The organism is Lachnoclostridium phocaeense (assembly GCF_959599685.1).
GTDB classification, from domain to species: domain Bacteria; phylum Bacillota; class Clostridia; order Lachnospirales; family Lachnospiraceae; genus Claveliimonas; species Claveliimonas monacensis.
The window spans coordinates 190,440-212,172 of sequence record NZ_CAUGIN010000001.1 but is presented as its reverse complement, the minus strand read 5'-3'; the positions used below and the strand labels follow the sequence as shown (position 1 = coordinate 212,172).

At 50.4% G+C, this 21,733-nt stretch carries 17 protein-coding genes and 1 riboswitch; of the genes, 14 read left to right on the top strand and 3 right to left on the bottom strand.

Annotated features, from left to right (window positions below; translation table 11 throughout):
* Together Q5911_RS00930 and Q5911_RS00925 are read left to right on the top strand one after the other, a co-directional pair.
* On the top strand, positions 1-1,158 hold a 1,158-nt coding region (locus Q5911_RS00930; RefSeq protein WP_303180234.1), incomplete at its 5' end, for a thiamine pyrophosphate-dependent enzyme.
* A gap of 263 nt (positions 1,159-1,421) precedes the next feature.
* Positions 1,422-1,592: riboswitch (Lysine riboswitch) on the top strand.
* Between the two features lie 216 nt (positions 1,593-1,808).
* Positions 1,809-3,383, top strand: a complete 1,575-nt coding sequence (locus Q5911_RS00925) for a Na+/H+ antiporter NhaC family protein (protein WP_442913461.1) — start codon at positions 1,809-1,811, stop codon at positions 3,381-3,383.
* Positions 3,384-3,438: 55 nt separating this feature from the next.
* On the opposite strand, the gene Q5911_RS00920 is transcribed toward Q5911_RS00925, so the two are convergent.
* Positions 3,439-4,326 (bottom strand): LysR family transcriptional regulator, encoded by an 888-nt coding sequence (locus Q5911_RS00920; RefSeq protein ID WP_303180231.1) that lies wholly within the window; start codon positions 4,324-4,326, stop codon positions 3,439-3,441.
* A gap of 156 nt (positions 4,327-4,482) precedes the next feature.
* Between Q5911_RS00920 and Q5911_RS00915 the strand changes: the two genes are divergently transcribed.
* The 3 genes from Q5911_RS00915 to Q5911_RS00905 are packed head-to-tail and all read left to right on the top strand — an operon-like array spanning position 4,483 to position 7,851.
* On the top strand, positions 4,483-5,946 hold the full coding sequence (locus tag Q5911_RS00915; RefSeq protein ID WP_076778649.1) for an SLC13 family permease: 1,464 nt from the start codon (positions 4,483-4,485) through the stop codon (positions 5,944-5,946).
* Positions 5,947-5,986: 40 nt separating this feature from the next.
* Positions 5,987-7,249, top strand: a complete 1,263-nt coding sequence (locus tag Q5911_RS00910) for an FAD-dependent oxidoreductase (protein WP_076778647.1) — start codon at positions 5,987-5,989, stop codon at positions 7,247-7,249.
* 41 nt (positions 7,250-7,290) lie between these two features.
* Complete coding sequence (locus Q5911_RS00905; protein ID WP_303180227.1) at positions 7,291-7,851, top strand: chorismate mutase; 561 nt, start codon at positions 7,291-7,293, stop codon at positions 7,849-7,851.
* A 74-nt stretch (positions 7,852-7,925) separates the two neighbouring features.
* On the opposite strand, the gene Q5911_RS00900 is transcribed toward Q5911_RS00905, so the two are convergent.
* Entirely contained in the window at positions 7,926-8,462 is a 537-nt protein-coding gene (locus Q5911_RS00900; protein WP_303180225.1) for a GNAT family N-acetyltransferase, read from the bottom strand.
* A 172-nt stretch (positions 8,463-8,634) separates the two neighbouring features.
* Here Q5911_RS00900 and Q5911_RS00895 point away from each other — a divergent pair, with 172 nt between their 5' ends.
* The 5 genes from Q5911_RS00895 (at position 8,635) to Q5911_RS00875 (ending at position 14,957) form a co-directional block, all read left to right on the top strand.
* Positions 8,635-11,556 (top strand): insulinase family protein, encoded by a 2,922-nt coding sequence (locus Q5911_RS00895; protein ID WP_303180224.1) that lies wholly within the window; start codon positions 8,635-8,637, stop codon positions 11,554-11,556.
* A 101-nt stretch (positions 11,557-11,657) separates the two neighbouring features.
* Complete coding sequence (gene era / locus Q5911_RS00890) at positions 11,658-12,554, top strand: GTPase Era (protein ID WP_076778639.1); 897 nt, start codon at positions 11,658-11,660, stop codon at positions 12,552-12,554.
* Positions 12,555-12,621: 67 nt separating this feature from the next.
* Positions 12,622-12,807, top strand: coding sequence for a hypothetical protein (locus Q5911_RS00885; protein ID WP_303180221.1), 186 nt, complete (start codon positions 12,622-12,624; stop codon positions 12,805-12,807).
* Entirely contained in the window at positions 12,755-13,501 is a 747-nt protein-coding gene (recO, locus tag Q5911_RS00880; RefSeq protein WP_226394764.1) for a DNA repair protein RecO, read from the top strand. The genes Q5911_RS00885 and recO overlap by 53 nt, the downstream gene beginning before the upstream one ends.
* 64 nt (positions 13,502-13,565) lie before the next feature.
* Positions 13,566-14,957, top strand: a complete 1,392-nt coding sequence (locus Q5911_RS00875; RefSeq protein ID WP_076778637.1) for a glycine--tRNA ligase — start codon at positions 13,566-13,568, stop codon at positions 14,955-14,957.
* A gap of 324 nt (positions 14,958-15,281) precedes the next feature.
* Here Q5911_RS00875 and sstT read toward each other — a convergent pair whose 3' ends face one another.
* A complete protein-coding gene (sstT, locus tag Q5911_RS00870; RefSeq protein WP_303180219.1) occupies positions 15,282-16,547 on the bottom strand; it encodes a serine/threonine transporter SstT in 1,266 nt (421 codons plus the stop codon).
* A gap of 313 nt (positions 16,548-16,860) precedes the next feature.
* Between sstT and tdh the strand changes: the two genes are divergently transcribed.
* From tdh to Q5911_RS00850, 4 genes are all read left to right on the top strand, one after another.
* Positions 16,861-17,913, top strand: coding sequence for an L-threonine 3-dehydrogenase (gene tdh, locus Q5911_RS00865; RefSeq protein ID WP_303180244.1), 1,053 nt, complete (start codon positions 16,861-16,863; stop codon positions 17,911-17,913).
* Between the two features lie 74 nt (positions 17,914-17,987).
* Entirely contained in the window at positions 17,988-19,184 is a 1,197-nt protein-coding gene (locus tag Q5911_RS00860) for a glycine C-acetyltransferase (protein ID WP_076778629.1), read from the top strand.
* Positions 19,185-19,299: 115 nt separating this feature from the next.
* Complete coding sequence (locus Q5911_RS00855; protein ID WP_226394762.1) at positions 19,300-20,067, top strand: REP-associated tyrosine transposase; 768 nt, start codon at positions 19,300-19,302, stop codon at positions 20,065-20,067.
* A gap of 133 nt (positions 20,068-20,200) precedes the next feature.
* On the top strand, positions 20,201-21,604 hold the full coding sequence (locus Q5911_RS00850; RefSeq protein WP_076778625.1) for an aminopeptidase: 1,404 nt from the start codon (positions 20,201-20,203) through the stop codon (positions 21,602-21,604).
* The last annotated feature ends 129 nt before the right edge of the window (positions 21,605-21,733 follow it).

Below are 21,733 nucleotides of genomic sequence, written 5' to 3'. Positions count from 1 at the left end.
GCAAAATTCAAAGAAAATACAGTAAAAGGTTCTCAGTTCAAACAGCCGCTGCTTGAGTTCTCAGGCGCATGTGCAGGATGTGGCGAGACACCTTACGCAAAACTGATCACACAGCTCTTTGGTGACAGAATGTACATTGCCAACGCTACAGGATGCTCCTCTATCTGGGGTAACTCCTCACCGTCCACACCTTACACGGTAACACCGGAAGGCAAAGGACCGGCATGGGACAACTCCCTGTTCGAGGACAACGCAGAGTTCGGATATGGTATGCTGCTGGCTCAGAACACAATCAGAGCAGGTCTGAAGACAAAAGTTGAGTCTGTTATGGAGTCCGACAAAGCTTCCGAGGAAGTGAAAGCTGCATGCAAAGAGTGGCTTGACACATACGGATGCGGCGCTACAAACGGAACTGCTACAGACAACCTTGTAAAAGCTCTGGAAGGATGCGACTGCGAAGTATGCAAGGACATCGTAAACAACAAAGACTTCCTGGCCAAGAAATCCCAGTGGGTATTCGGTGGTGACGGATGGGCTTACGATATCGGATTCGGCGGTGTTGACCATGTACTTGCAAGCGGCAAGGATATCAACATCATGGTATTCGATACAGAGGTTTACTCCAACACAGGCGGACAGTCCTCCAAGGCTACAAAGACAGGCGCGGTTGCTCAGTTCGCAGCAGGCGGAAAAGAGACAAAGAAGAAAGATCTTGCCAGCATCGCAATGAGCTACGGATACGTATATGTTGCACAGATCGCTATGGGTGCTGATTTCAATCAGACTGTAAAGGCAATCTCAGAGGCTGAGGCATATCCGGGACCGTCACTGATCATCGCATACGCTCCGTGTATCAACCACGGTATCAAGAAGGGTATGAGCAAGGCTCAGACAGAAGAAGCGCTTGCTGTTGAGTGCGGATACTGGAACAACTTCCGCTACAATCCGGCAGCAGAAGGTTCCAAGTTCACTCTGGACAGCAAAGAGCCTAAGATGGAAGGATACCAGGAGTTCCTGAACGGCGAGGTTCGCTACAATTCACTTGTAAGATCCAACCCGGAGAAAGCTGCCGTAATGTTCGCTCAGAACGAGAAGGAAGCAAAAGAGAGATACGAGTATCTGAAGAAACTCGTTACTCTGTACGGAACAGAAGAATAAGATGGTTCTGTAAAACAGATCAGACAGAGATAAAGCTGCGGCCAGCAGGCGGACAACCGTCTGCTGGCCGCTTTTGTGATGGCGGAAAGCCAAAGTCCGGGCCTGTCCGGTATCCTGGCGAGTGCCTGCCATCCCGGAATGCGCCCTGAGGCACCTGTGGTGATCCATGCAGGACGGGTTTTTGTCAGATTTACAGTGTGGATGTGGAAATAACGGTTGACTTTCCCGGCCAAAGATGATAGAAATGTATATATGGATAAGTAAGACTGGATAGAGGCGCAGTGTCCATCAGTACCGCGCGGCCATGGTCCCGGGAGGACTGCCGCACAGGGAAAGGGGACTCTGCCGAAGGGAACAGCTGCCCGGAGTGGGTTCCCTGGGCCGTACGGAGAAGATCCTGCGGACTGTCACAACTGTGGAGCGCTATCATAGTATCAATGGATGAGGAACATACACTGTCCTGCCGGCGGGAAGGCAGTATATCTGACCTTGGTTTGACATGCCATGAATGAGTGCACGCAGCGCTTATTCATGGTATTTTTGTTTTTGCGGGGAAGCCCTTTGGGTCCCCTCGAGAAGTCTTTGTATGAGAGAGGAAGGTACTTATGAGAAATGTAAAGAGAAAGATTTTGTGGACGCTCTCCTTGGTCATGCTCTTCGTGGCCTGCAGTCCGCTCCTGGCTTTTGCGGCTGAGGAGGGAGAAGAGTATGTGCCCCAGATGTTTGCCACGCCGTGGTCCCTGCTTCCGCCCCTCGTGGCCATTGTGCTGGCGCTGATCACAAAGGAAGTGTACAGCTCCCTGTTTATCGGGATCCTGATCGGCGGTATTTTTTATTCGGGATTCACATTTGAGGGGACCATCACACATGTATTCCAGGGAGGCATCATCTCGGTGCTCTCGGACAGCTACAATGTGGGGATCATCGTGTTCCTTGTCATCCTCGGTATCATGGTGTGCATGATGAACAAGGTGGGCGGTTCAGCCGCCTTCGGAGAGTGGGCCAAGGACCATATCAAAACAAGGACAGGCGCTCAGCTCTCCACGATCCTCCTCGGTGTGCTCATTTTTATCGATGACTACTTTAACTGCCTCACAGTAGGAAGTGTTATGCGGCCGGTGACGGACAAGCATCAGATATCCAGGGCAAAGCTGGCCTATCTGATAGATGCCACTGCGGCTCCGGTGTGCATCATAGCGCCGATTTCTTCCTGGGCTGCAGCTGTGACGGGATTTGTGGAGGGAGAGGATGGATTTTCCATTTTTATCCGGGCTATCCCATACAACTTCTACGCACTGCTCACTATTGTCATGATGATCGGTCTGGCTGTTCTTAAGGTGGACTACGGTTCCATGAGGCTTCATGAGGATAACGCGATCAAGGGAGATATCTATACTACGCCGGACCGGCCCTACGCAGATGCGGAAAAGGAAATCGTGGAGGGCAAGGGAAGGGTCATCGACCTTGTATTTCCGATCGTTGTGCTGATCATCTGCTGTGTTATAGGAATGATATACACAGGAGGCTTCTTCTCTGGAACGGACTTTGTCACCTCCTTCTCTCAGAGCGATGCCTCTGTGGGTCTTGTGCTGGGAAGCTTTTTTGCCTACGTGATCACGATCGTTTTTTACATGGTGCGCAGGGTGATACGGTTTGGAGAGTGCATGTCCTGTGTGCCTGACGGATTTAAGGCCATGGTTCCGGCCATACTGATCCTGACCTTTGCGTGGTCGCTGAAGGCGATGACAGACAGTCTGGGAGCGGACGTATTTGTGTCCGAGCTTGTGAGGTCCAGTGCGGACGGGCTGATGAATTTCCTGCCCGCCATCGTATTCCTGGTAGGATGCGGACTCGCCTTTGCCACAGGAACATCCTGGGGAACATTCGGTATCCTGATCCCCATTGTTGTGGCTGTCTTCCAGGGACAGAACGAGACCATGATGATCATCTCCATCTCCGCCTGCATGGCAGGTGCTGTGTGCGGCGACCACTGCTCGCCCATCTCGGACACCACGATCATGTCGTCAGCGGGAGCCCAGTGCAACCATGTGAACCATGTCACGACGCAGCTTCCCTACGCGATCACAGTGGCGGCCATCTCGTTTGTGACCTACATCATTGCCGGGTTTGTGCAGACAGCCTGGATCGCTCTTCCGGCAGGTATCGTACTTACGCTGGGAGTGCTGCTTGTGCTGAGACATATTTACGGAAAAGAGGAAGGATAGGCTTCTGCTGATAAAAGAAAAGCGGGGCTGTGCCTTGACGGCGCAGCCCCGCTTTTTAAAATGGATAGGACTTTACAAAATCAGTGAAAGACCGGACGGCGGGGGTATCAAGAAGCTCTTTTAAGGTTACGTAGTAGATGGTGCGGGACAGGCTGACTTCCAGAGGAACGATGCGGCATCCCGGCACGAGGAGCTTTTCCGCAATGGAGCGTGAGGCAAAGCCCACGGCAAGATTCTGGGCAGCGAGCTGCATGACAATGTCAGACTGGCTGGTCTCGCAGAGAACATTGGGGACTGCCTGGAAACGGGCAAAGACCTGCTCAATATCCTTGCGAAAGGCGGATTCCTTTGCAGGCATCAGAATGTCTGCCCCGTCCAGATCCCGGATGCAGAGGGTGTCTTTTCCGGAAAGCGGATTGGCCTGTGACATAACGGCCACATAATGGTCTTCCATGATCTTGTGGCAGTAGAAGTCCTCGCTGTCCGAAAGGTCGTCGGATGCGATGACGAAAACGGCGTTGAGCTGCCGGGAGGCCAGCATGCGCATCAGGGTGTTGCTGCCCTCCACATGGAGCTGGTAGCTGATCAGCGGAAAGAGCTGGTGGTAGTCGGTGATCACTCTGGGAAGCTGGAGATACCCCGCGATCCAGAGCAGACCGATGCGCAGCGTCCCTGCCTCCAGGATACTGTACTTTTTCATGTTTTCTGCAAGCTGGTCCACTTCATTGAGGATCCGCCGGGCCGCTGTGACGAACTGCTCCCCTGCCTCGGTGAGGGAGACGGACTTGGAGTGGCGGACAAAGAGGGAGACCCCCAGCTCTTTTTCCAAATGGAGGATCTGCTGGGACAGGGAGGGCTGGGAGAGGAATAAAGCTTTGGCTGCCGCTGAAAAGCTCTTTTTTTCCGCGGCGGCAAGCACATAGCGCATCTGCTGGATCTGCATGGGAATGACCTCCTTTATGAATGGATTATGGTATAAGAAAAACCTATTGGTATTATAATATATTAATTCTTTACAAATAGCACGAGATTGTTTATAATATAACAGTAATTTAATACATCAAAGTAATAAAGTAATAGGAATGAGAGGAGAATGACAATGCAAAACAAGAAAAGCGTAAAAGACACTGCATTCCTGGTACTTGCCCTTGTAGTCATCATAGGCTCCCGGTTTATGCCGGCCATGGGAGGACTTTCTGAAGACGCATGGGCTGTGCTGGGTGTATTTTTCGGTTCACTCATCATGTGGATCGGGATTTCCATTGACTGGCCCAGTATGATCACGCTGCTGGCTCTGGGACTGATTCCGATATTCGGATTTTCCGGTACATTTGCAGGGGCGTTCGGCAATACAACGGTAGCCTTCCTGCTGTTTACCTTCATGCTGGTATATCCGCTTTCCAAGACCAACTTTGTGCGTCGCTGTACCATTTATTTTATCACAAACAGGATTGCAAGAAAAGGACCCTGGTATTTTGTGTGTTTCCTGCTTGCGGCTGTGACGTTTATGGGACTTTTTATTTCCCCGTCCGTACTGTTCGTGGCCTTCATGCCCTTCCTGGAGGATATCTACCAGGTACTGGGACTTAAGAAGGGCGGCAAGGCCGGAAATATGATCATGATGGGCTCTGCTTTCTGCATCAGCCTTTCCTCCGGTATGACAGCCATCGGCCATGTGTGGCCCACAATGGCCATCGGGTACTACACAGCGGCTACGGGAAATGATGTAAACCAGTTCCAGTACATGGCTATGGGTATTCCCACAGGTATCATCCTGATCGTGATCCTGATCCTGATATTTAAATTTATCTACCGTCCGGACGATATGAAGGACATCCAGCCGGATAAGGCCATGAGTCTTCGCGGAACTGTTCCGGCGGCGGATTTCAAAGAGAAAGTGATACTTGGCGTTATGGCCCTCACCGTATTTCTCTGGGTGGCTCCCAGCCTTGTGCAGAATGTGCTTCCGGAGTTCTACGAGACCGTCAACAGCTGGTCAACAGCCATGCCTCCGCTTCTTGGATGCATCATCCTGTTCGTTGTGCGTGTGGACGGTGAGAGCATCATGAACTTTAAAGAGACAGTCAGCAAGGGTGTTCTCTGGGGAAGCGTACTGATGACAGCGGCGGCCACGCAGCTTGGCTCTTGCCTGACAAACGAGGACGTAGGCATCAGCTCCTGGCTGACAGGTGCGCTTGAGCCTCTGACAGCAAACCTCCCCGTGATCGGACTGATCCTGTTCTTCATGACATGGGCGGTTATCGAGACCAACTTCTCGTCCAATATCGTTACCACAACAGTTGTTAGCGCGGTTGCCCTGTCTGTCCTGACAGCCCTTCCGGCAGGTTCCGTGAATGTGGGCGCTGTTGTATGTATGGTAGGCTTTGCGGCGGCGATCTGCAACATGACGCCGGCAGGACAGAGTACGGTGAACACGGTTGCCATCGGTTCAGGGTGGACAGACACCAAGTCCATGTTCGTGTGGGGCGGACTGTTTGCCATCGCAGGTATCCTGGTGCTCAGCTTTATCGCATACCCGCTTGGATCTCTGTTCATTGCATAGGAGATAAAAGGATATCTGTTGTGTGAGAGGAGAAATTCACATGAAAAGAAAATATCAGTATGATGTAGTCGTGGCAGGCGGCGGGACGGCAGGAGTTGCTGCCGCCGCCGGAGCTGCCATGGCAGGAGCAAAGACACTGCTTATTGAGAGAAATCCTTACCTTGGAGGCGAGGCTACCCATTCCGGCGTGGCCGCCTTCTGCGGATTTTTCACCTGCGGCGGAAACCCGGTTCGGGTCGTGGAAGGAGCGGGAGAGCTGATCCTGAAAGAGATGAAGGCTCTCAGCGAAAGCTCCTGGAACTATGTTGTCTCTGCCACGGGAAATAAAAATGTCAATTTTCATCCGGAGTATCTGAAGTGCGCCATGGACAATGTGCTGGAAAAGACCGGCGTCACCTGCTTTTTCCACACAAGGATCACAGGCGTTTGCACGGAGGAGCGGGCAGTGACAGCCCTTGAATGCGTGGACGATGAGGGGTGCTTCCTGGTGGAGGCAAAGGCGTTTGTGGACACAACCGGAGACGCCAATGTGGTCCACCTGGCGGGCGCTCCGACGCTCTGGGGAGATGAAAACGGGAATGTGCAGGCGGCCACGCTTCCCTTCCGCTTAAGCGGCGTGGACACCTCCTGTGACCTGACGCCTCAGGCGGTGGAGAAGGCAGTCATACGGGCAAAGGAGGATGGTATTCCCCACCTGACAAAGGAGAAGGGCTTCATCCTGAAAAGGGAGGGCTCGGATCAGGTGGCAGTTCTGCTTCCCAGCACCATCCCCGCAGGCCTGGACTGCGAGGAGCTCACGAAAATGGAGCTGGATACGAGGAGACAGGTGCTCTACTACGTGGAGGCCTTTAAAAAGTATCTCCACGGCATGGAGGACTGTGAGCTGACAGTCATCGGCCCGGCCATCGGCTTCCGGGAGACGAGGCGGATGAAGGGCAAGGAGATCATCACGGCAGAGGATGTGCTGGGAAGGAGAAAGCGGCCCGATGGTGTGGCCAGGGCCGGATGGAAGCCGGAGATCCACATGGATGCCAACAAGATGGGAACCTACATCGAGGTGTCTGAGGGAAGCTGGTTTGACGTGCCACTGGGCGCTCTCCAGTGCGAGAGCCTGGACAATCTCTACGGTGCCGGAAGAATGGTGTCCTCCGAGCAGACAGCCCACGCGGCGGTCCGGGTCATGGGAACATGCTTTGCTACCGGGCATGCAGCAGGCGTGGCGGCAGCCTGCCAGGCGCTTCACGGTGAGGCTCCGGCAGAGGCGGTGCGCGCGGAGCTGGAGAAGCAGGGAGCGCTTCTGTAGTATAAAATATAACCGGACGGGAAAAGGAAAGGAGACAGACTATGACACTTGAGGAAGCACGTGCAGATATTGACGCTGTGGATACACAGATGAAACCTTTGTTTTTGAAGAGAATGGAATGTGCAAAAAAAGTGGCCGAGGTGAAGGCCCAGACAGGCGGAGATGTGTTTGTCCTGGAGAGAGAGCTTTCCATTATCGAGAAGAGAGCCGGGGATGTGGACAAGGAAGTTTACGATGAGTATGTTACATTCCTGCGCCATCTTATGAGCGTCAGCAGAAGATACCAGTACGGCAAGCTGACAGCCATGCAGGACGCAGTGGTGGATGGCGCTGCGGCTGCGGCAGGCGTGGATGAAAATGCCGCCCACACGCGGGTGGAGATCTCTTTTACCTGCCCGGCGGCGACCAGCGATCTCAATCTGTTCATCAATATGACAAAGCTGAACAAGATTGCCATAGACAGCATGAATCTGTCTACAGAGGGTGGAGTACAGAAGATCACCATGACTCTGGACGGGAATCTGAAGGAGAGCAACATGAGGCGCCTGCTCTGCCAGATCGGCAAAGAGGCGGATGATTTCAAGATCCTGGCAGTAAAGTAGCTGATATATAAAAGAAAAGAAAACCCGGCGGGACAAGGAACGTCCTGCCGGGTTTTTGGCTTTGTGTAACTTTTTTACAGGAGCTTTTCAAAGGCGATCCTTGGATCCCCATTCTCGGCTCCACCCTGCAGAAAGATCCTGCCGCAGCGGATGAAACCGGCCTTTTTCAGGGCGCTCTGCATGGGCAGGTTGCCCTCGTGGGTGTCGATCCGGATACTCTTCATTCCTTTCTCCCTGGCAAGGGAGGCGGCATTTTCAAAGAGCTGTCCCGCATACCCTTTTCCGCGCAGAGCGGCATTTACAGCCATGCGGTGGATGGCGGCATAGGCGGGAGCTTTTTCTCCTTCCCGCTCTGTCAGCCACTGCCCGTCAAATATCTCCCGGTAGGAGGGATCTTCTGTGAATGTGATCGCGCACACAGCGGCGATCTGTCCGTCTTCCTCCAGCACATAGCCCAGGCCTGTGCCTGTGTCAGACAGGAAGATCTGCCTGTCCGGGTAGCCCTTCTGCCACTGGTCGATTCCCTGGGCTCTTAAAAAGTCTGAAGCGCAACCTGCAATCTCGGTGATCTTTTCTATGTCTTCTGGGGTGGAATGTCTGAATATGGTCATTTGTATATCCTCCGGTCTTTTTTACGATCTGTATTGATGATAACATATCCTGCATTTTTTTTCATTAGGTCAGACCCGGAAAAAGAGCTGATTAGCTTTCTTATTTACGGGAAAACTGCTATAATATATGTTCAGATATAAAGAGAATAAAAAAGAAATGAGGATAGATAGTATGGAGATCAATAACTGCAAAGCCTATGAACTGATCCGCCGGGAGGAACTGGGCGGGATCAAATCGACAGGTTACCTTTTGAAACACAGGAAGAGCGGTGCCAGAGTGGTCCTCATTGAAAATGATGACGACAATAAAGTGTTCAGCATCGCTTTTCGTACGCCGCCCGCAGACAGCACAGGTGTGCCCCATATTATGGAACATTCGGTTTTGTGCGGATCAAAGCATTTTCCGGCCAAAGATCCTTTTGTGGAGCTGGTGAAGGGTTCCCTGAATACCTTCTTAAATGCTATGACCTACCCGGACAAGACGGTCTATCCTGTGGCCAGCTGCAATGACCGGGATTTCCAGAACCTGATGCATGTGTACATGGACGCTGTGCTGTATCCCAATATTTACGAGCACGATGAGATCTTCCGCCAGGAGGGGTGGAGTTACCGTTTGGAGGAGAAGGACGGGAAACTGACCTACAACGGGGTCGTGTACAATGAGATGAAAGGTGCGTTTTCCTCTCCGGAGGGCGTGCTGGACAGAGTGGTGCTGAACACCCTCTTCCCGGATACGTCTTACGCAAATGAGTCCGGAGGTGATCCGGAGGTGATCCCGGAGCTGACCTACGAGCAGTTCCTTGACTTCCACCGGAGATACTATCATCCGTCCAACAGCTACATTTACCTCTATGGAGACATGGACATGGAGGAGAAACTGAACTGGCTGGATGAGGAATATCTGAGCGCCTATGAGAATGAGCCGGTGGACTCAGCCATCCGTCTGCAGAAGCCTTTTGACAGGATGGTGGAAAAGGAGATCCCCTACTCCATCGCAAGCGATGAGCCGGAGGAGGACAACACCTACCTCTCTTACAATAAAGTGATCGGCACCAGCCTGGACAAAGAGCTGTATCTGGCATTCCAGATCCTGGACTACGCGCTTCTGTCCGCGCCGGGCGCACCCCTGAAGAAAGCCCTGACAGATGCAGGCATCGGGAAGGATATTATAGGATCCTACGACAACGGCATTTACCAGCCCATCTTCTCTGTTGTTGCCAAAAATGCCAACGTGGAGCAGAAAGAGGAATTTATCCGCATCATCGAAGAGGTGCTGACAGATGCGGCGGACAAAGGTATAGACAAGAAAGCCCTGGAGGCGGGGATCAACTATCATGAGTTCCGATACAGGGAGGCGGACTTCGGTAGCTATCCCAAGGGACTTATGTATGGGCTGCAGATGATGGACAGCTGGCTCTACGATGAAAACGAGCCATTTATGCACATTGATGCCCTGGATACATTTGCGTACCTGAAAAGTCAGGTGGGAACAGGATACTATGAGGAGCTGATCCGGAAATACCTGCTGGACAACACTCACGGTGCCATTGTCGTGGTGAAGCCGGAGCGGGGCCGCACGGCCAGGATGGACAGGGAGCTGGAGGAGAAGCTGGAGGCCCTCAAGGACAGCCTCAGCGATGCCCGGAAAGAGCGCTTGGTGGAGCAGACCAAAGAGCTGGAGGACTACCAGTCCCAGCCCGACAGGCCGGAGGATATTGAGAAGATCCCCGTGCTGCAGAGGACGGATATTTCCCGGGAGATCGCGCCTATCATCAACGAGGAGATGACACTTGCCGGTGTGCCTGCTGTGTTCCACGAGACCTGGACCAACGGGATCGGCTATGTGGATCTCATGTTTGATCTTTCGGATGTGCCGGAGGAGATGCTGGGGTATGTGGGCATTCTTCAGTCTGTGCTGGGCATTATCGATACAGAAAATTATGAGTACGGGGAACTGTTCAATGAGATCAACAGCCACACTGGCGGCATCGGTACATCCCTGGAACTTTACAACGATGTGACTAAGGTGGAGGAGAAAGCTTTCCGTGCTACCTTTGAGATAAAGGCAAAGGCCATGTACGGTCAGATGCCTTTTGCCTTCCGGATGATGCGTGAGATCCTGACCGGGTCAAAACTGGAGGATACAAAGAGGATCAAGGAGATCCTGGATATGTTGAAATCCCGGCTTCTCATGCGGTTCCAGTCCTCGGGACACACCACTGCTGCCCTGCGGGCCCTGTCTTACGCCTCGCCCTCAGCGAAATTCAAGGACATGACCAACGGTATAGACTTTTACCAGTTTGTGGCAGACCTGTCAGAACACTTTGAGGAGAGAAAAGATGAGCTGACACAGGTGCTTGAAACACTGAGCCGGCAGATTTTCCGGGGGGACCATATGATGGTCAGTTTTACTGCTTCCCGGGACGGCCTGGATGGCCTGGAGGAGCTGGTAAAAGAGATAAAGGAAGGCCTCTTTGCAGACGGAGATCCGGGGACACCCTGCGTGATCCACTGCCAGAAGAAGAACGAGGGCTTCAAGACAGCTTCCAAGGTTCAGTACGTGGCCCGCACCGGTAATTTCATCGATCATGGGGCATCCTACACAGGTGCGCTGCAGATCCTGAAAGTGATCCTGAGCTACGATTACCTGTGGCAGAATATCCGCGTCAAGGGCGGAGCCTACGGCTGCATGAGCAGCTTTAACCGGATCGGTGAGGGATATCTTGTCTCCTACCGTGATCCTCATTTAAAGCGCACCATGGACGTGTACGAGGGTGTTGTGGACTACCTGAAGAACTTTACGGTCAGCGACCGGGATATGAACAAATATATCATCGGCACCATCAGCAATCTGGATCAGCCCATGACTCCTGCGTCTAAGGGAGACCGCTCCATGAATCTTTACATGAACCATGTCAGCGCGGAGATGATCCGCAGGGAGCGCGCCCAGGTGCTGGATGCTACCCAGGAAGATATCCGGGCTCTGGCAGGCGTTGTGGAGGCTATGCTGGCGGCGGACCAGATCTGCGTCATCGGAAGCGAGGAGAAGATCGAGGAAAACCGGGATATGTTTGATAATGTGACAAACTTTTAACAGGGGACGTAACACTTTTTAAAAGTGTTACGTCCGGATTTATACTAACTGGTGTGTAATTGTGTACCAACCCCTGTGAAATATAATAAAAAGGAGTAAATATGACAGATAATTTTAAATCAGGTTTTGCGACCCTCATAGGCCGCCCAAACGTTGGAAAATCAACGCTTATGAACTATCTGATCGGCCAGAAGATCGCTATAACATCCAACAAACCCCAGACCACAAGGAACAGGATCCAGACTGTGCTGACCACAGAAGAGGGACAGATCATTTTTGTGGACACTCCGGGCATACATAAAGCGAAAAACAAGCTGGGCGAATATATGGTCAATATTGCCGAGCGGACCCTCAATGAGGTAGATGTGGTGCTCTGGCTTGTAGAGCCAACCACCTTTATCGGGGCGGGTGAGAGGCATATTGCCGATCAGCTCCAGAAAGTGAAGACGCCGGTGATCCTTGTGATCAATAAGGTGGACATGGTGAAGAAGGAGGAAGTGCTCCCGGCCATTGCTGCTTATAAGGATCTCTACGATTTTGCAGAGATCGTGCCTGTGTCTGCCAGGAGCGGGGAGAATACAGATGAGCTCCTGAAGGTGATCATGAAATATCTGCCTTACGGACCGCAGTTTTATGATGAGGACACCATCACAGACCAGCCGGAACGTCAGATCGTGGCGGAACTGATCCGTGAGAAAGCCCTGCACTGTCTGAATGAAGAGATCCCCCACGGCATCGCTGTGACGATCGAGAGCATGAAGCGCAATAAAAAAGTCATGCACATTGATGCGACGATTATCTGCGAGCGGGACAGCCACAAGGGAATCATTATTGGGAAACAAGGAAATATGTTGAAAAAAATCGGCAGTACAGCCCGGTACGAGATTGAAAAAATGCTGGGATGCCAGGTAAATCTGAAGCTTTGGGTCAAAGTGAAAAAGGACTGGAGAGACAGTGAATACCTGATGAAAAATTTTGGATATCGGGAAGATGAATAAAAAGAACCGTCCACAGGAGATGCTAACCTCATGAATATTGGAACCAACAATAGGATGAGGTGAAAAGATGGAAGAACACTGGGACAAGTTTATGCATTCGGGAGCTATTTCAGACTATCTCGAGTACAAAGGAATAGAGATGTGCATGGCTATCATGCGGAAATATGAAGAGCCGGGAGACGGGACAGGAGAGGAAGACAGTGGAGCAGATAATGTTGACAGGAATGGTCCTTTTGACCACTCCTATCGGTGAATATGACAAGCGAGTTGTGCTGCTTACAAAAGAGCGGGGCAAAGTCGCCGCATTCGCCAGGGGGGCGCGCAGACCCAACAGCCCCCTGGCCGGGGCGACAGAGCCCTTCTCTTTTGGCAGTTTTTCCCTGTATGAGGGGCGCACTTCCTACACGCTGATATCGGCTTCTATATCAAATTATTTTGCAGAGCTGAGGATGGACGTGGAGGGTGCTTTCTACGGATTTTATTTTATGGATATTGCCAATTATTATGCCCGGGAGGCAAATGATGAGACAGAGCTTCTGAAGCTTCTCTATCAGACGCTGCGAGCTCTTGTGAAAAAGTCTATTCCGGATAAACTGATCCGCTACATATACGAACTGAAAGCTATTACTATAAATGGTGAGGGGCCGGATGTGTTCCACTGTGTGATCTGCCGCCGGGAGACGACAGGAAGTTTTTTCAGCCCTCTCAAGGGAGGACTTGTCTGCGACGGGTGCCGGCCCCAGGGGGCAGACTGCCTGCCGCTGGATCCCTCCACGCTCTATACGATGCAGTACATTGAAACATCCAGCATTGAAAAGCTGTATACCTTTACCGTTTCTGAGAAAGTGCTGGGCGAGCTGGAGATGATCATGAAAAGGTACATGGAGATCTACGTGGACCGGCATTTTAAGTCTCTGGATATTCTGGAGCAGATGATCAGGGCTTGAAAACTGCAGTGCTTAACGGTATAATATTGACATTATCCAATATTTATAAAGGAGAGAAAGAGAAATGGTTGAGAAGACAATGGACAAAATCGTGGCCCTTGCAAAATCCAGAGGTTTTGTCTATCCGGGGTCTGAGATTTACGGTGGTCTTGCGAATACATGGGACTATGGAAATCTTGGCGTGGAACTGAAGAACAATGTAAAAAAAGCCTGGTGGCAGAAATTTGTCCAGGAAAATCCATACAATGTAGGTGTGGACTGTGCCATCCTGATGAATCCGCAGACATGGGTGGCATCCGGGCATCTGGGCGGTTTCAGCGACCCTCTGATGGATTGTAAGGAGTGCCATGAAAGATTCCGTGCGGACAAAATGATCGAGGATTATGCCCAGGAGAACGGCATTGACATCGGGCCCACCATTGACGGCTGGAGCCATGAGCAGATGGAAGCCTTTATTGAGGAACATAACATCCCCTGTCCTACGTGCGGTAAACACAATTTCACAGAGATCCGGGAATTCAACCTTATGTTCAAGACATTCCAGGGCGTAACGGAAGATGCAAAGAATACTGTTTATCTGCGCCCGGAGACAGCCCAGGGCATCTTTGTGAACTTCAAAAACGTGCAGCGTACATCCAGAAAGAAAATTCCGTTCGGTATCTGCCAGATCGGAAAATCTTTCAGAAATGAGATCACACCGGGTAACTTTATTTTCCGTACCAGAGAGTTTGAGCAGATGGAGCTGGAATTCTTCTGCGAGCCGGGAACGGATCTTGAGTGGCATGCATACTGGAAGAAGTACTGCCTTGACTGGCTGAAGACACTGGGAATCAAAGAAGAAGAGATGCGCGCAAGAGATCATTCTCCGGAAGAGCTCTGCTTCTACAGCCGTGCTACCACAGATGTGGAATTCCTCTTCCCATTCGGCTGGGGCGAGCTGTGGGGTATTGCTGACAGGACAGACTATGACTTAAGCCAGCACCAGGAAGTGTCCAAGCAGGATCTGACCTATTTTGACGATGAGAAAAAGGAAAAATATATCCCCTATGTTATTGAGCCTTCACTGGGGGCTGACCGTATGGTTCTGGCGTTCCTTTGCAGCGCTTACGATGAGGAGGAGCTGGAAGGCGGAGATGTGCGTACGGTCCTTCATTTCCATCCGGCCATTGCTCCTGTGAAGATCGGCGTGCTTCCGCTCTCTAAAAAACTGAGCGAGGGCGCCACAAAGATTTATACACAGCTCTGCAAAAAATATAACTGCGAATTTGATGAGAGAGGAAATATCGGAAAGCGTTACCGCCGTCAGGATGAGATCGGCACACCTTTCTGCGTGACCTACGATTTCGAGTCAGAAGAAGACGGTGCAGTGACTGTCCGTGACAGAGACACCATGGAGCAGGAGAGAGTAAAGATCGAGGATCTGGAGAAATATTTCGAAAAGAAGTTTGAATGGTAAGACAGCAGCAGAAAGCAAAAAAAGTTGATAAGAAAAGGAGTGTTGCAAAATAGATGAGTCATTCATCTATGGAGCAATGCTCCTTTTCTTATCAACTGGTTTTTCCATTCAATTTGGAAAGCTTGGTCCCTGATGATGGTCCTGTCCGGCTGCTGGCAGGAAGAACCCCTTTCGTATCTTTTCTGAACCAGGAGAATATCCACAAAACAAAGCGATACTCTCCTGATTTTTCATAAACGGAGCGAGAATGCCGCCCGATCCTCTAATCTGATGATCGGGCGGCATTCTATTTTACTTGCCGTATATTTACTTGTCTGTATTATCTTATTTGTTCTTAGGAACTGTGAAGCGAGCTTCCTGCTTCCCAACGTAATTCTCGGGGTGAAGACGTCTGTCACGGAACTCCGCACAGGCTGTGTAGAGAACATCTGTGGAAGAGTTGATACCTGTCTCGCAGGAATCCTGGATTACGCCGATGATGAAGCCTACGCCGACAACCTGCATAGCGATGTCGTTCGGGATGCCGAAGAGGCTGCAGGCGAGCGGGATCAGCAGAAGGGAACCGCCGGCCACGCCGGATGCTCCGGCTGCACTTGCTGCCGCCAGTACGCACATGATCAGAGCGGATCCGAAGGATACCTGGATATCCAGTGTTGTCGCTGCTGCCAGCGCCATGGTGGAGATCGTGATAGCGGCTCCGGCCATGTTGACTGTGGATCCCAGCGGGATGGAGATGGAATATGTATCCTCATCCAGGTTCAGCTTCTTACAGAGCTCCATGTTGACCGGGATATTGGCGGCAGAGCTTCTTGTGAAGAACGCCGTGATAAAGCTCTCTTTTAAGCAGGTGAACACGAGCGGATACGGATTTTTGCGCACACATACAAATGTAACAAGCGGGTTGATAACAAAAGCGACAACCGCCATACTGCCAACCAGGACAGCGATCAGCTTTCCGTACTCTACAAGTGCACTAAGTCCCTGCTCGGAGATGGTGCCGAAGATCAGGCCCATGATACCGAAGGGAGCACAGCTGATAACCCACTGCACGGCAACGGAAACGGCGTCGGAGATATCCTCCAGGGCTTTCTTCGTGCCGGGGCCGGCCTTCTTGAGGGCTACGCCGAAGATGATGGCCCATGCCAGGATGCCGATGTAGTTGGCGTTCACGATGGCATTCACCGGATTGTCCACCAGGTTCATCAGAAGGTTGGTCAGCACTTCTACAACGCCGCTCGGGGGAGTCACATCACTTGTGGCAGTGCTCTCGGAGAAGGTTACGGTGACCGGGAAGATATAGTGTGCGATCACAGCTACCAGAGCGGCCAGAAGGTTGCCCAGGCAGTAGAGGATCACGATGGCCTTCATATTGGTCTTCTGTCCTTCGCCCATGTGGCACAGTGCACTCATGACCAGGAAGAATACCAGGACGGGTGCAACGCCGCGGAGCGCCCCAACGAACAGATCTCCGAGAATGGAAATGCCGGTTGCCTGCGGAACAGCAAGCCCCAGGATGATACCGATGATCAATCCGCAGATGATACGCGTTACAAGACTGATGCTGTTCCATTTTTTGATTAGATTTTTCATACTTTTTTTCGCAGATATGTTTGGATCTGCTTCTCCTCTCTTTCTCTCATTATTTCAGTTAGGTTTTCCGTTACCTGATAGATTCTATTATTGCACAAATCATAGAATAATGCCATAGAAAAATTCAAAAAATACGATATTTTTCACAAAAACTGTTATAAAAATAACAAATGTAAGCGACATTTTGCATAAAAAAATATCAATAATGAATTGTAGTAAAAGAAGTCTGGTGTTATAATAAATCCAGACTAAATATCTGCCGGAAAAGACAGACACAAGGAAAAATGGAGGTATGTATATCATGGGAGAACAAATGAATGATGGAATGATGTGGGCGCTTGTTAAAGAGAAGCCGGAAGAGGGACTCTGGATGAAGCGAGTCCCCATACCGGAGGTAGGACCGAATGATGTGAAGATTAAGATCCACAAGACAGCAATCTGCGGGACAGACGTACATATCTGGCAGTGGAATGACTGGGCACAGCATACGATTCCTATTGGCCTTACGGCCGGCCACGAGTATGTTGGGGAAGTCGTGGAGACAGGAGAAGGCGTTCGCGGATTTAACATCGGTGACCTGGTATCCGGGGAAGGACATATTACATGTGGCAAATGCCGCAACTGTCTGGAAGGACATAAGGAAAACTGCAAGGATGCCAAGGGCGTGGGTGTAAATCGCAACGGAGCGTTTGCGGAGTATCTGGTCATCCCGGCTTCTAACGTATGGCCCTGCAATCCTAATATACCGGAAGAGATGTACGCGATTTTTGATCCTTTTGGAAATGCAACTCACACAGCTCTTTCTTATGATGTATTGGGCGAGGATGTGCTTGTGGCAGGCGCAGGTCCTATCGGCATCATGGCAGCAGCTATCGTAAAATTTGCGGGTGCAAGACACGTGGTGGTGACAGATTTCAACGAGTACCGTCTCGACCTGGCAAAGAAGCTGGGTGCTACCAGAGTAGTTAATCTGGGCAAAGAAAAGCTTCCGGATGTTATGAAAGAAATCGGAATGACAGAGGGCTTTGACGTTGGTCTTGAGATGTCCGGTTCCCAGGCAGCGCTCCACGATATGATCCATAATATGAAGCACGGCGGTAAGATCGCACTTCTCGGCCTGCAGAGGACAGATGCTAAGGTGGATCTGGAGACGGTGATCTTTAACGGACTGAATCTGCGCGGTATTTATGGAAGAAAGGTATGGGATACATGGTATAAGATGTCCACTATGCTTCAGGCTGGTCTGGATATCAGCGGCATTATTACTCACCATTTCGACATCAAAGATTACCGCAAGGGATTTGAGGCAATGATTTCCGGAGAGTCCGGCAAGGTGATCCTGGACTGGGCCCATGTAAATGACTGATCTGACATCTGAATGTGATTGCATTATAATTAGGAAAGTACATTAACAATAAGGTAAAGGAGCGAAAAAAGAAAATGGCACGTAAAGACGATATTTTAAGCATTTATGCAAAAGAAGTGGAGGGGATCAAGGAAGCAGGATTGTTTAAAGGCGAGGCGCCTTTCGTTTCTCCTCAGGGAGCGAGAGTGACCATGGAAGATGGAAGAGAACTTCTCTGCATGTGTGCAAATAACTACCTGGGATTGGGAGACAGCCCGAGGCTGATCGAGGCTGCCAAGAAAACATATGACGAAAAAGGATTTGGCGTGGCATCCGTGCGATTCATCTGTGGAACACAGGATATCCACAAGAAGCTGGAGAAGACTATCTCCGATTTCCTTGGAACAGATGACACCATCTTGTATTCCTCCTGCTTTGACGCCAACGGCGGACTTTTCGAGACACTTCTGACAGCTGACGACGCAGTGATCAGCGATGAGCTGAACCATGCTTCCATCATTGACGGCGTGCGCCTGTGCAAGGCAAAGAGATACCGCTATAAAAACAACGACATGGAAGACCTGGAGGCTAAGCTGAAAGAGGCAGACGAGGCGGGAGCCAGGATCAAACTGATCGCTACAGACGGCGTGTTCTCCATGGATGGAATTATCTGTAACCTGAAAGGTATCTGCGATCTGGCAGACCAGTACAATGCACTGGTTATGGTGGATGACAGTCATGCAGTCGGATTTGTCGGAAAGACAGGCCGGGGAACTCCCGAGTACTGTGGCGTGCAGGGCCGTGTGGACATTATCACAGGTACTCTTGGAAAAGCACTCGGTGGTGCGTCAGGCGGATACACATCCGGCCGCAAAGAGATCATTGACCTTCTCCGCCAGAGAAGCCGTCCGTACCTGTTCTCCAACTCCCTTGCTCCCGCTATTGCAGGCGCCAGTATTGAGATGTTCAAGATGCTGGATGAGAGCACAGAACTTCGGGATCATCTGGAAGAAGTGACAGCTTACTACAGAAAACTTCTTGTGGACAACGGCTTTGACGTGATCCCTGGCACACATCCCTGCGTACCGGTTATGCTGTACGATGAGAAGACAGCAGCAGAATTCGCAAAACGTATGGTGGACAAGGGCGTATATGTAGTTGCCTTCTCCTACCCGGTTGTACCGAAGGGCAAGGCAAGAATCCGTACCCAGGTGTGTGCAAGCCACACGAAAGAAGACATCGATTTCATCGTGAAATGCTTCATGGAAGTAAGAGACGAGATGGGATTGTAATATGTAGTTCCGTAATTCCGGACGTAATACTTTGCAAAAGTATTACGTCCGGAATTAAACTAACTGGTGTGTAATTGTGTGAAATGTCCCTGTGGCAAGTGAGAGGAGAGATATTTTGCCACAGAGAAAAAGACAGGAGAGTAGTACCGGCATATACCACGTTGTTGGAAAAGGAATAGCCCGGGAAAATAATTTTAATCAGACAAGAGAAAAGAAATATTTCCAGAAAATTATCAGAAAATATCAGAGCAAATATGCAGTAAAAATCTATGCCTACTGTATCATGTCGAATCATGTGCATATTATGATTGGGGCAGAGCTTCAGGTTTTATCTTTGTTCATGGCCAGGATCCTGGCAGAATACGCATTTTATTATAATTATAAACATAACCGTAATGGGCATGTGTTTCAGAATCGTTTTACAAGTGAATGTATTGAGACAGAATCTTATTTCTGGAATTGTCTTCGCTATATTCATATGAATCCGGTAAAAGCCGGAATGGTGGTGCATGCAGGAGATTACCGCTTCAGCAGTATGAAAGAGTTCTTTTCTGGGAAAGATCCGCTGATACATCCAGACAGTATACAACTAGTAAAACAGAGATTTTGTGATCGGATGTCTTTTGATGATTTCCATGGAAAGAGGAAGTACGAAATTTTCCAGGATATCTATGAGGAAATGGAACAGCAGAGGATTGAGATTGCAGAAAGAATCGCAAGAGAAATGTATGCGCAGGCAAGGATGAATTATCTTAGCCAGGTGTTTGAAGAAAAAGAATATCGGGAAGAATATATGGAAAGGATTCAACAAACACTGCATGTATCACAGCGCAAATCTAAACTTCTATATTCAAAAGTAAGAAATCAGGTAAAAAACAACTGACACAATTACACGGGGAATATTTCATAAAAGCACACCAGTTAGTTTAATTCCGGACGTAATACTTTTTAAAAGGGTTACGTCCCCAATCAAATATGTTATACTATACCCATCATCATAAAGGAGGACTACAGATATGGAAAGAACAAATGCATGGCTTACCTACTCCGAAGGGGAGCTCGGCGAGCTGGAGCGCATCAGCAGTTTATACAAAGCATGCCTGGACGAGGGCAAGACGGAGCGGGAGTGTGTAAAGGCCGCTGTCCGCATTGCCGCGGAACACGGCTATCGTGATCTGAAGGAAGTGATCACATCCGGCGGCAGCCTTTCAGCAGGAGACAAAGTTTACGCAGTGTGCATGGAAAAAAGCGTTATCCTTTTCCACATTGGTGAAAATCCACTGGAGGAGGGTATGAATATTCTGGGCGCCCACATTGACTCACCCCGCATTGATGTAAAGCAGAATCCTCTCTATGAAAATGAGGAACTTGCCTATCTGGATACTCATTATTACGGCGGCATCAAAAAGTACCAGTGGGTGACCCTGCCTCTGGCGCTTCATGGTGTGGTTGTGAAAAAAGACGGGACAACCGTGGATATCTGCATAGGAGAAAAGGAGGAGGATCCGGTCTTTGCAGTGACAGACCTCCTTGTGCACCTGGCAGGAAAGCAGCTGGAGAAAAAGGCGAATATTGTCATTGAGGGAGAAAAGCTGGATCTTCTGGTGGGAAGCAGACCACTTAAAAAAGAGGAAGAAGACGCCCAGGACAAAGCAGAAAAAGAAGCAGTAAAAAAACAGATCCTGCAGCTTCTTAAAGAAACGTACCAGATTGAGGAAGAAGATTTCTTTTCCGCTGAGCTGGAAATCGTTCCCGCGGGAAAGGCCAGGGACTGCGGACTTGACCGCAGCATGATCATGGCCTACGGACAGGACGACAGAGTCTGCGCATTCACATCCCTGTTTGCCATGATGGACACGGCTGATCTGAAAAAGACCGCCTGCTGTATCCTGGTAGACAAGGAAGAGATCGGCAGCGTAGGCGCCACAGGCATGCATTCCCGGTTCTTTGAAAATACAGTGGCTGAGGTGATGGCGCTTAAAGAGGGAGAGTCAGAGCTGAAGCTGCGCCGGGCCCTGCAGAATTCCAAAATGCTTTCTTCTGATGTGAGCGCTGCCTACGATCCCATGTACGCGGAAGTGTTTGAGAAGAGGAGCTCCGCCTTTTTTGCCAAGGGCCTGGTGTTCAACAAATTCACAGGCAGCAGGGGAAAAAGCGGATCCAATGATGCCAATGCCGAGTACCTTGCACAGATCCGCCGCGCCATGGATGAGCAGAATGTGGCTTACCAGTTCGCGGAGCTTGGAAAAGTAGACGCAGGCGGTGGCGGAACTATTGCCTACATCATGGCAAATTATGGGATGGAAGTCATTGACAGCGGCGTGGCTGTGCTGTGCATGCACGCTCCCTGGGAGATCACAAGCAAGGCGGATGTGTACGAGGCATACAAGGGGTACAAGGCGTTTATCCGAGAGATGTAAATCTTTGGTTTTCAAGGGTTTTATGGCAAAAAAGAGCGGCCGGCATATTATTTTACAACTTACTGGTTAAGGACTTGACGAACCATGGCAAAAACAGTAAAATATTATGTGCAAATTACTAGATATTAC

What these genes read in the sequence shown, in the direction of transcription:
- Q5911_RS00905 (WP_303180227.1), top strand. Translation starts at nt 7,291, where the DNA reads ATGACACTTGAGGAAGCACGTGCAGATATTGACGCTGTGGATACACAG.
- Q5911_RS00915 (WP_076778649.1), top strand. Translation starts at nt 4,483, where the DNA reads ATGCAAAACAAGAAAAGCGTAAAAGACACTGCATTCCTGGTACTTGCC.
- Q5911_RS00900 (WP_303180225.1), bottom strand. Translation starts at nt 8,462, where the DNA reads ATGACCATATTCAGACATTCCACCCCAGAAGACATAGAAAAGATCACC.
- sstT (WP_303180219.1), bottom strand. Translation starts at nt 16,547, where the DNA reads ATGAAAAATCTAATCAAAAAATGGAACAGCATCAGTCTTGTAACGCGT.
- Q5911_RS00925 (WP_442913461.1), top strand. Translation starts at nt 1,809, where the DNA reads ATGCTCTTCGTGGCCTGCAGTCCGCTCCTGGCTTTTGCGGCTGAGGAG.
- Q5911_RS00895 (WP_303180224.1), top strand. Translation starts at nt 8,635, where the DNA reads ATGGAGATCAATAACTGCAAAGCCTATGAACTGATCCGCCGGGAGGAA.
- Q5911_RS00875 (WP_076778637.1), top strand. Translation starts at nt 13,566, where the DNA reads ATGGTTGAGAAGACAATGGACAAAATCGTGGCCCTTGCAAAATCCAGA.
- era (WP_076778639.1), top strand. Translation starts at nt 11,658, where the DNA reads ATGACAGATAATTTTAAATCAGGTTTTGCGACCCTCATAGGCCGCCCA.
- tdh (WP_303180244.1), top strand. Translation starts at nt 16,861, where the DNA reads ATGAATGATGGAATGATGTGGGCGCTTGTTAAAGAGAAGCCGGAAGAG.
- Q5911_RS00850 (WP_076778625.1), top strand. Translation starts at nt 20,201, where the DNA reads ATGGAAAGAACAAATGCATGGCTTACCTACTCCGAAGGGGAGCTCGGC.
- Q5911_RS00860 (WP_076778629.1), top strand. Translation starts at nt 17,988, where the DNA reads ATGGCACGTAAAGACGATATTTTAAGCATTTATGCAAAAGAAGTGGAG.
- Q5911_RS00910 (WP_076778647.1), top strand. Translation starts at nt 5,987, where the DNA reads ATGAAAAGAAAATATCAGTATGATGTAGTCGTGGCAGGCGGCGGGACG.
- Q5911_RS00885 (WP_303180221.1), top strand. Translation starts at nt 12,622, where the DNA reads ATGGAAGAACACTGGGACAAGTTTATGCATTCGGGAGCTATTTCAGAC.
- Q5911_RS00920 (WP_303180231.1), bottom strand. Translation starts at nt 4,326, where the DNA reads ATGCAGATCCAGCAGATGCGCTATGTGCTTGCCGCCGCGGAAAAAAAG.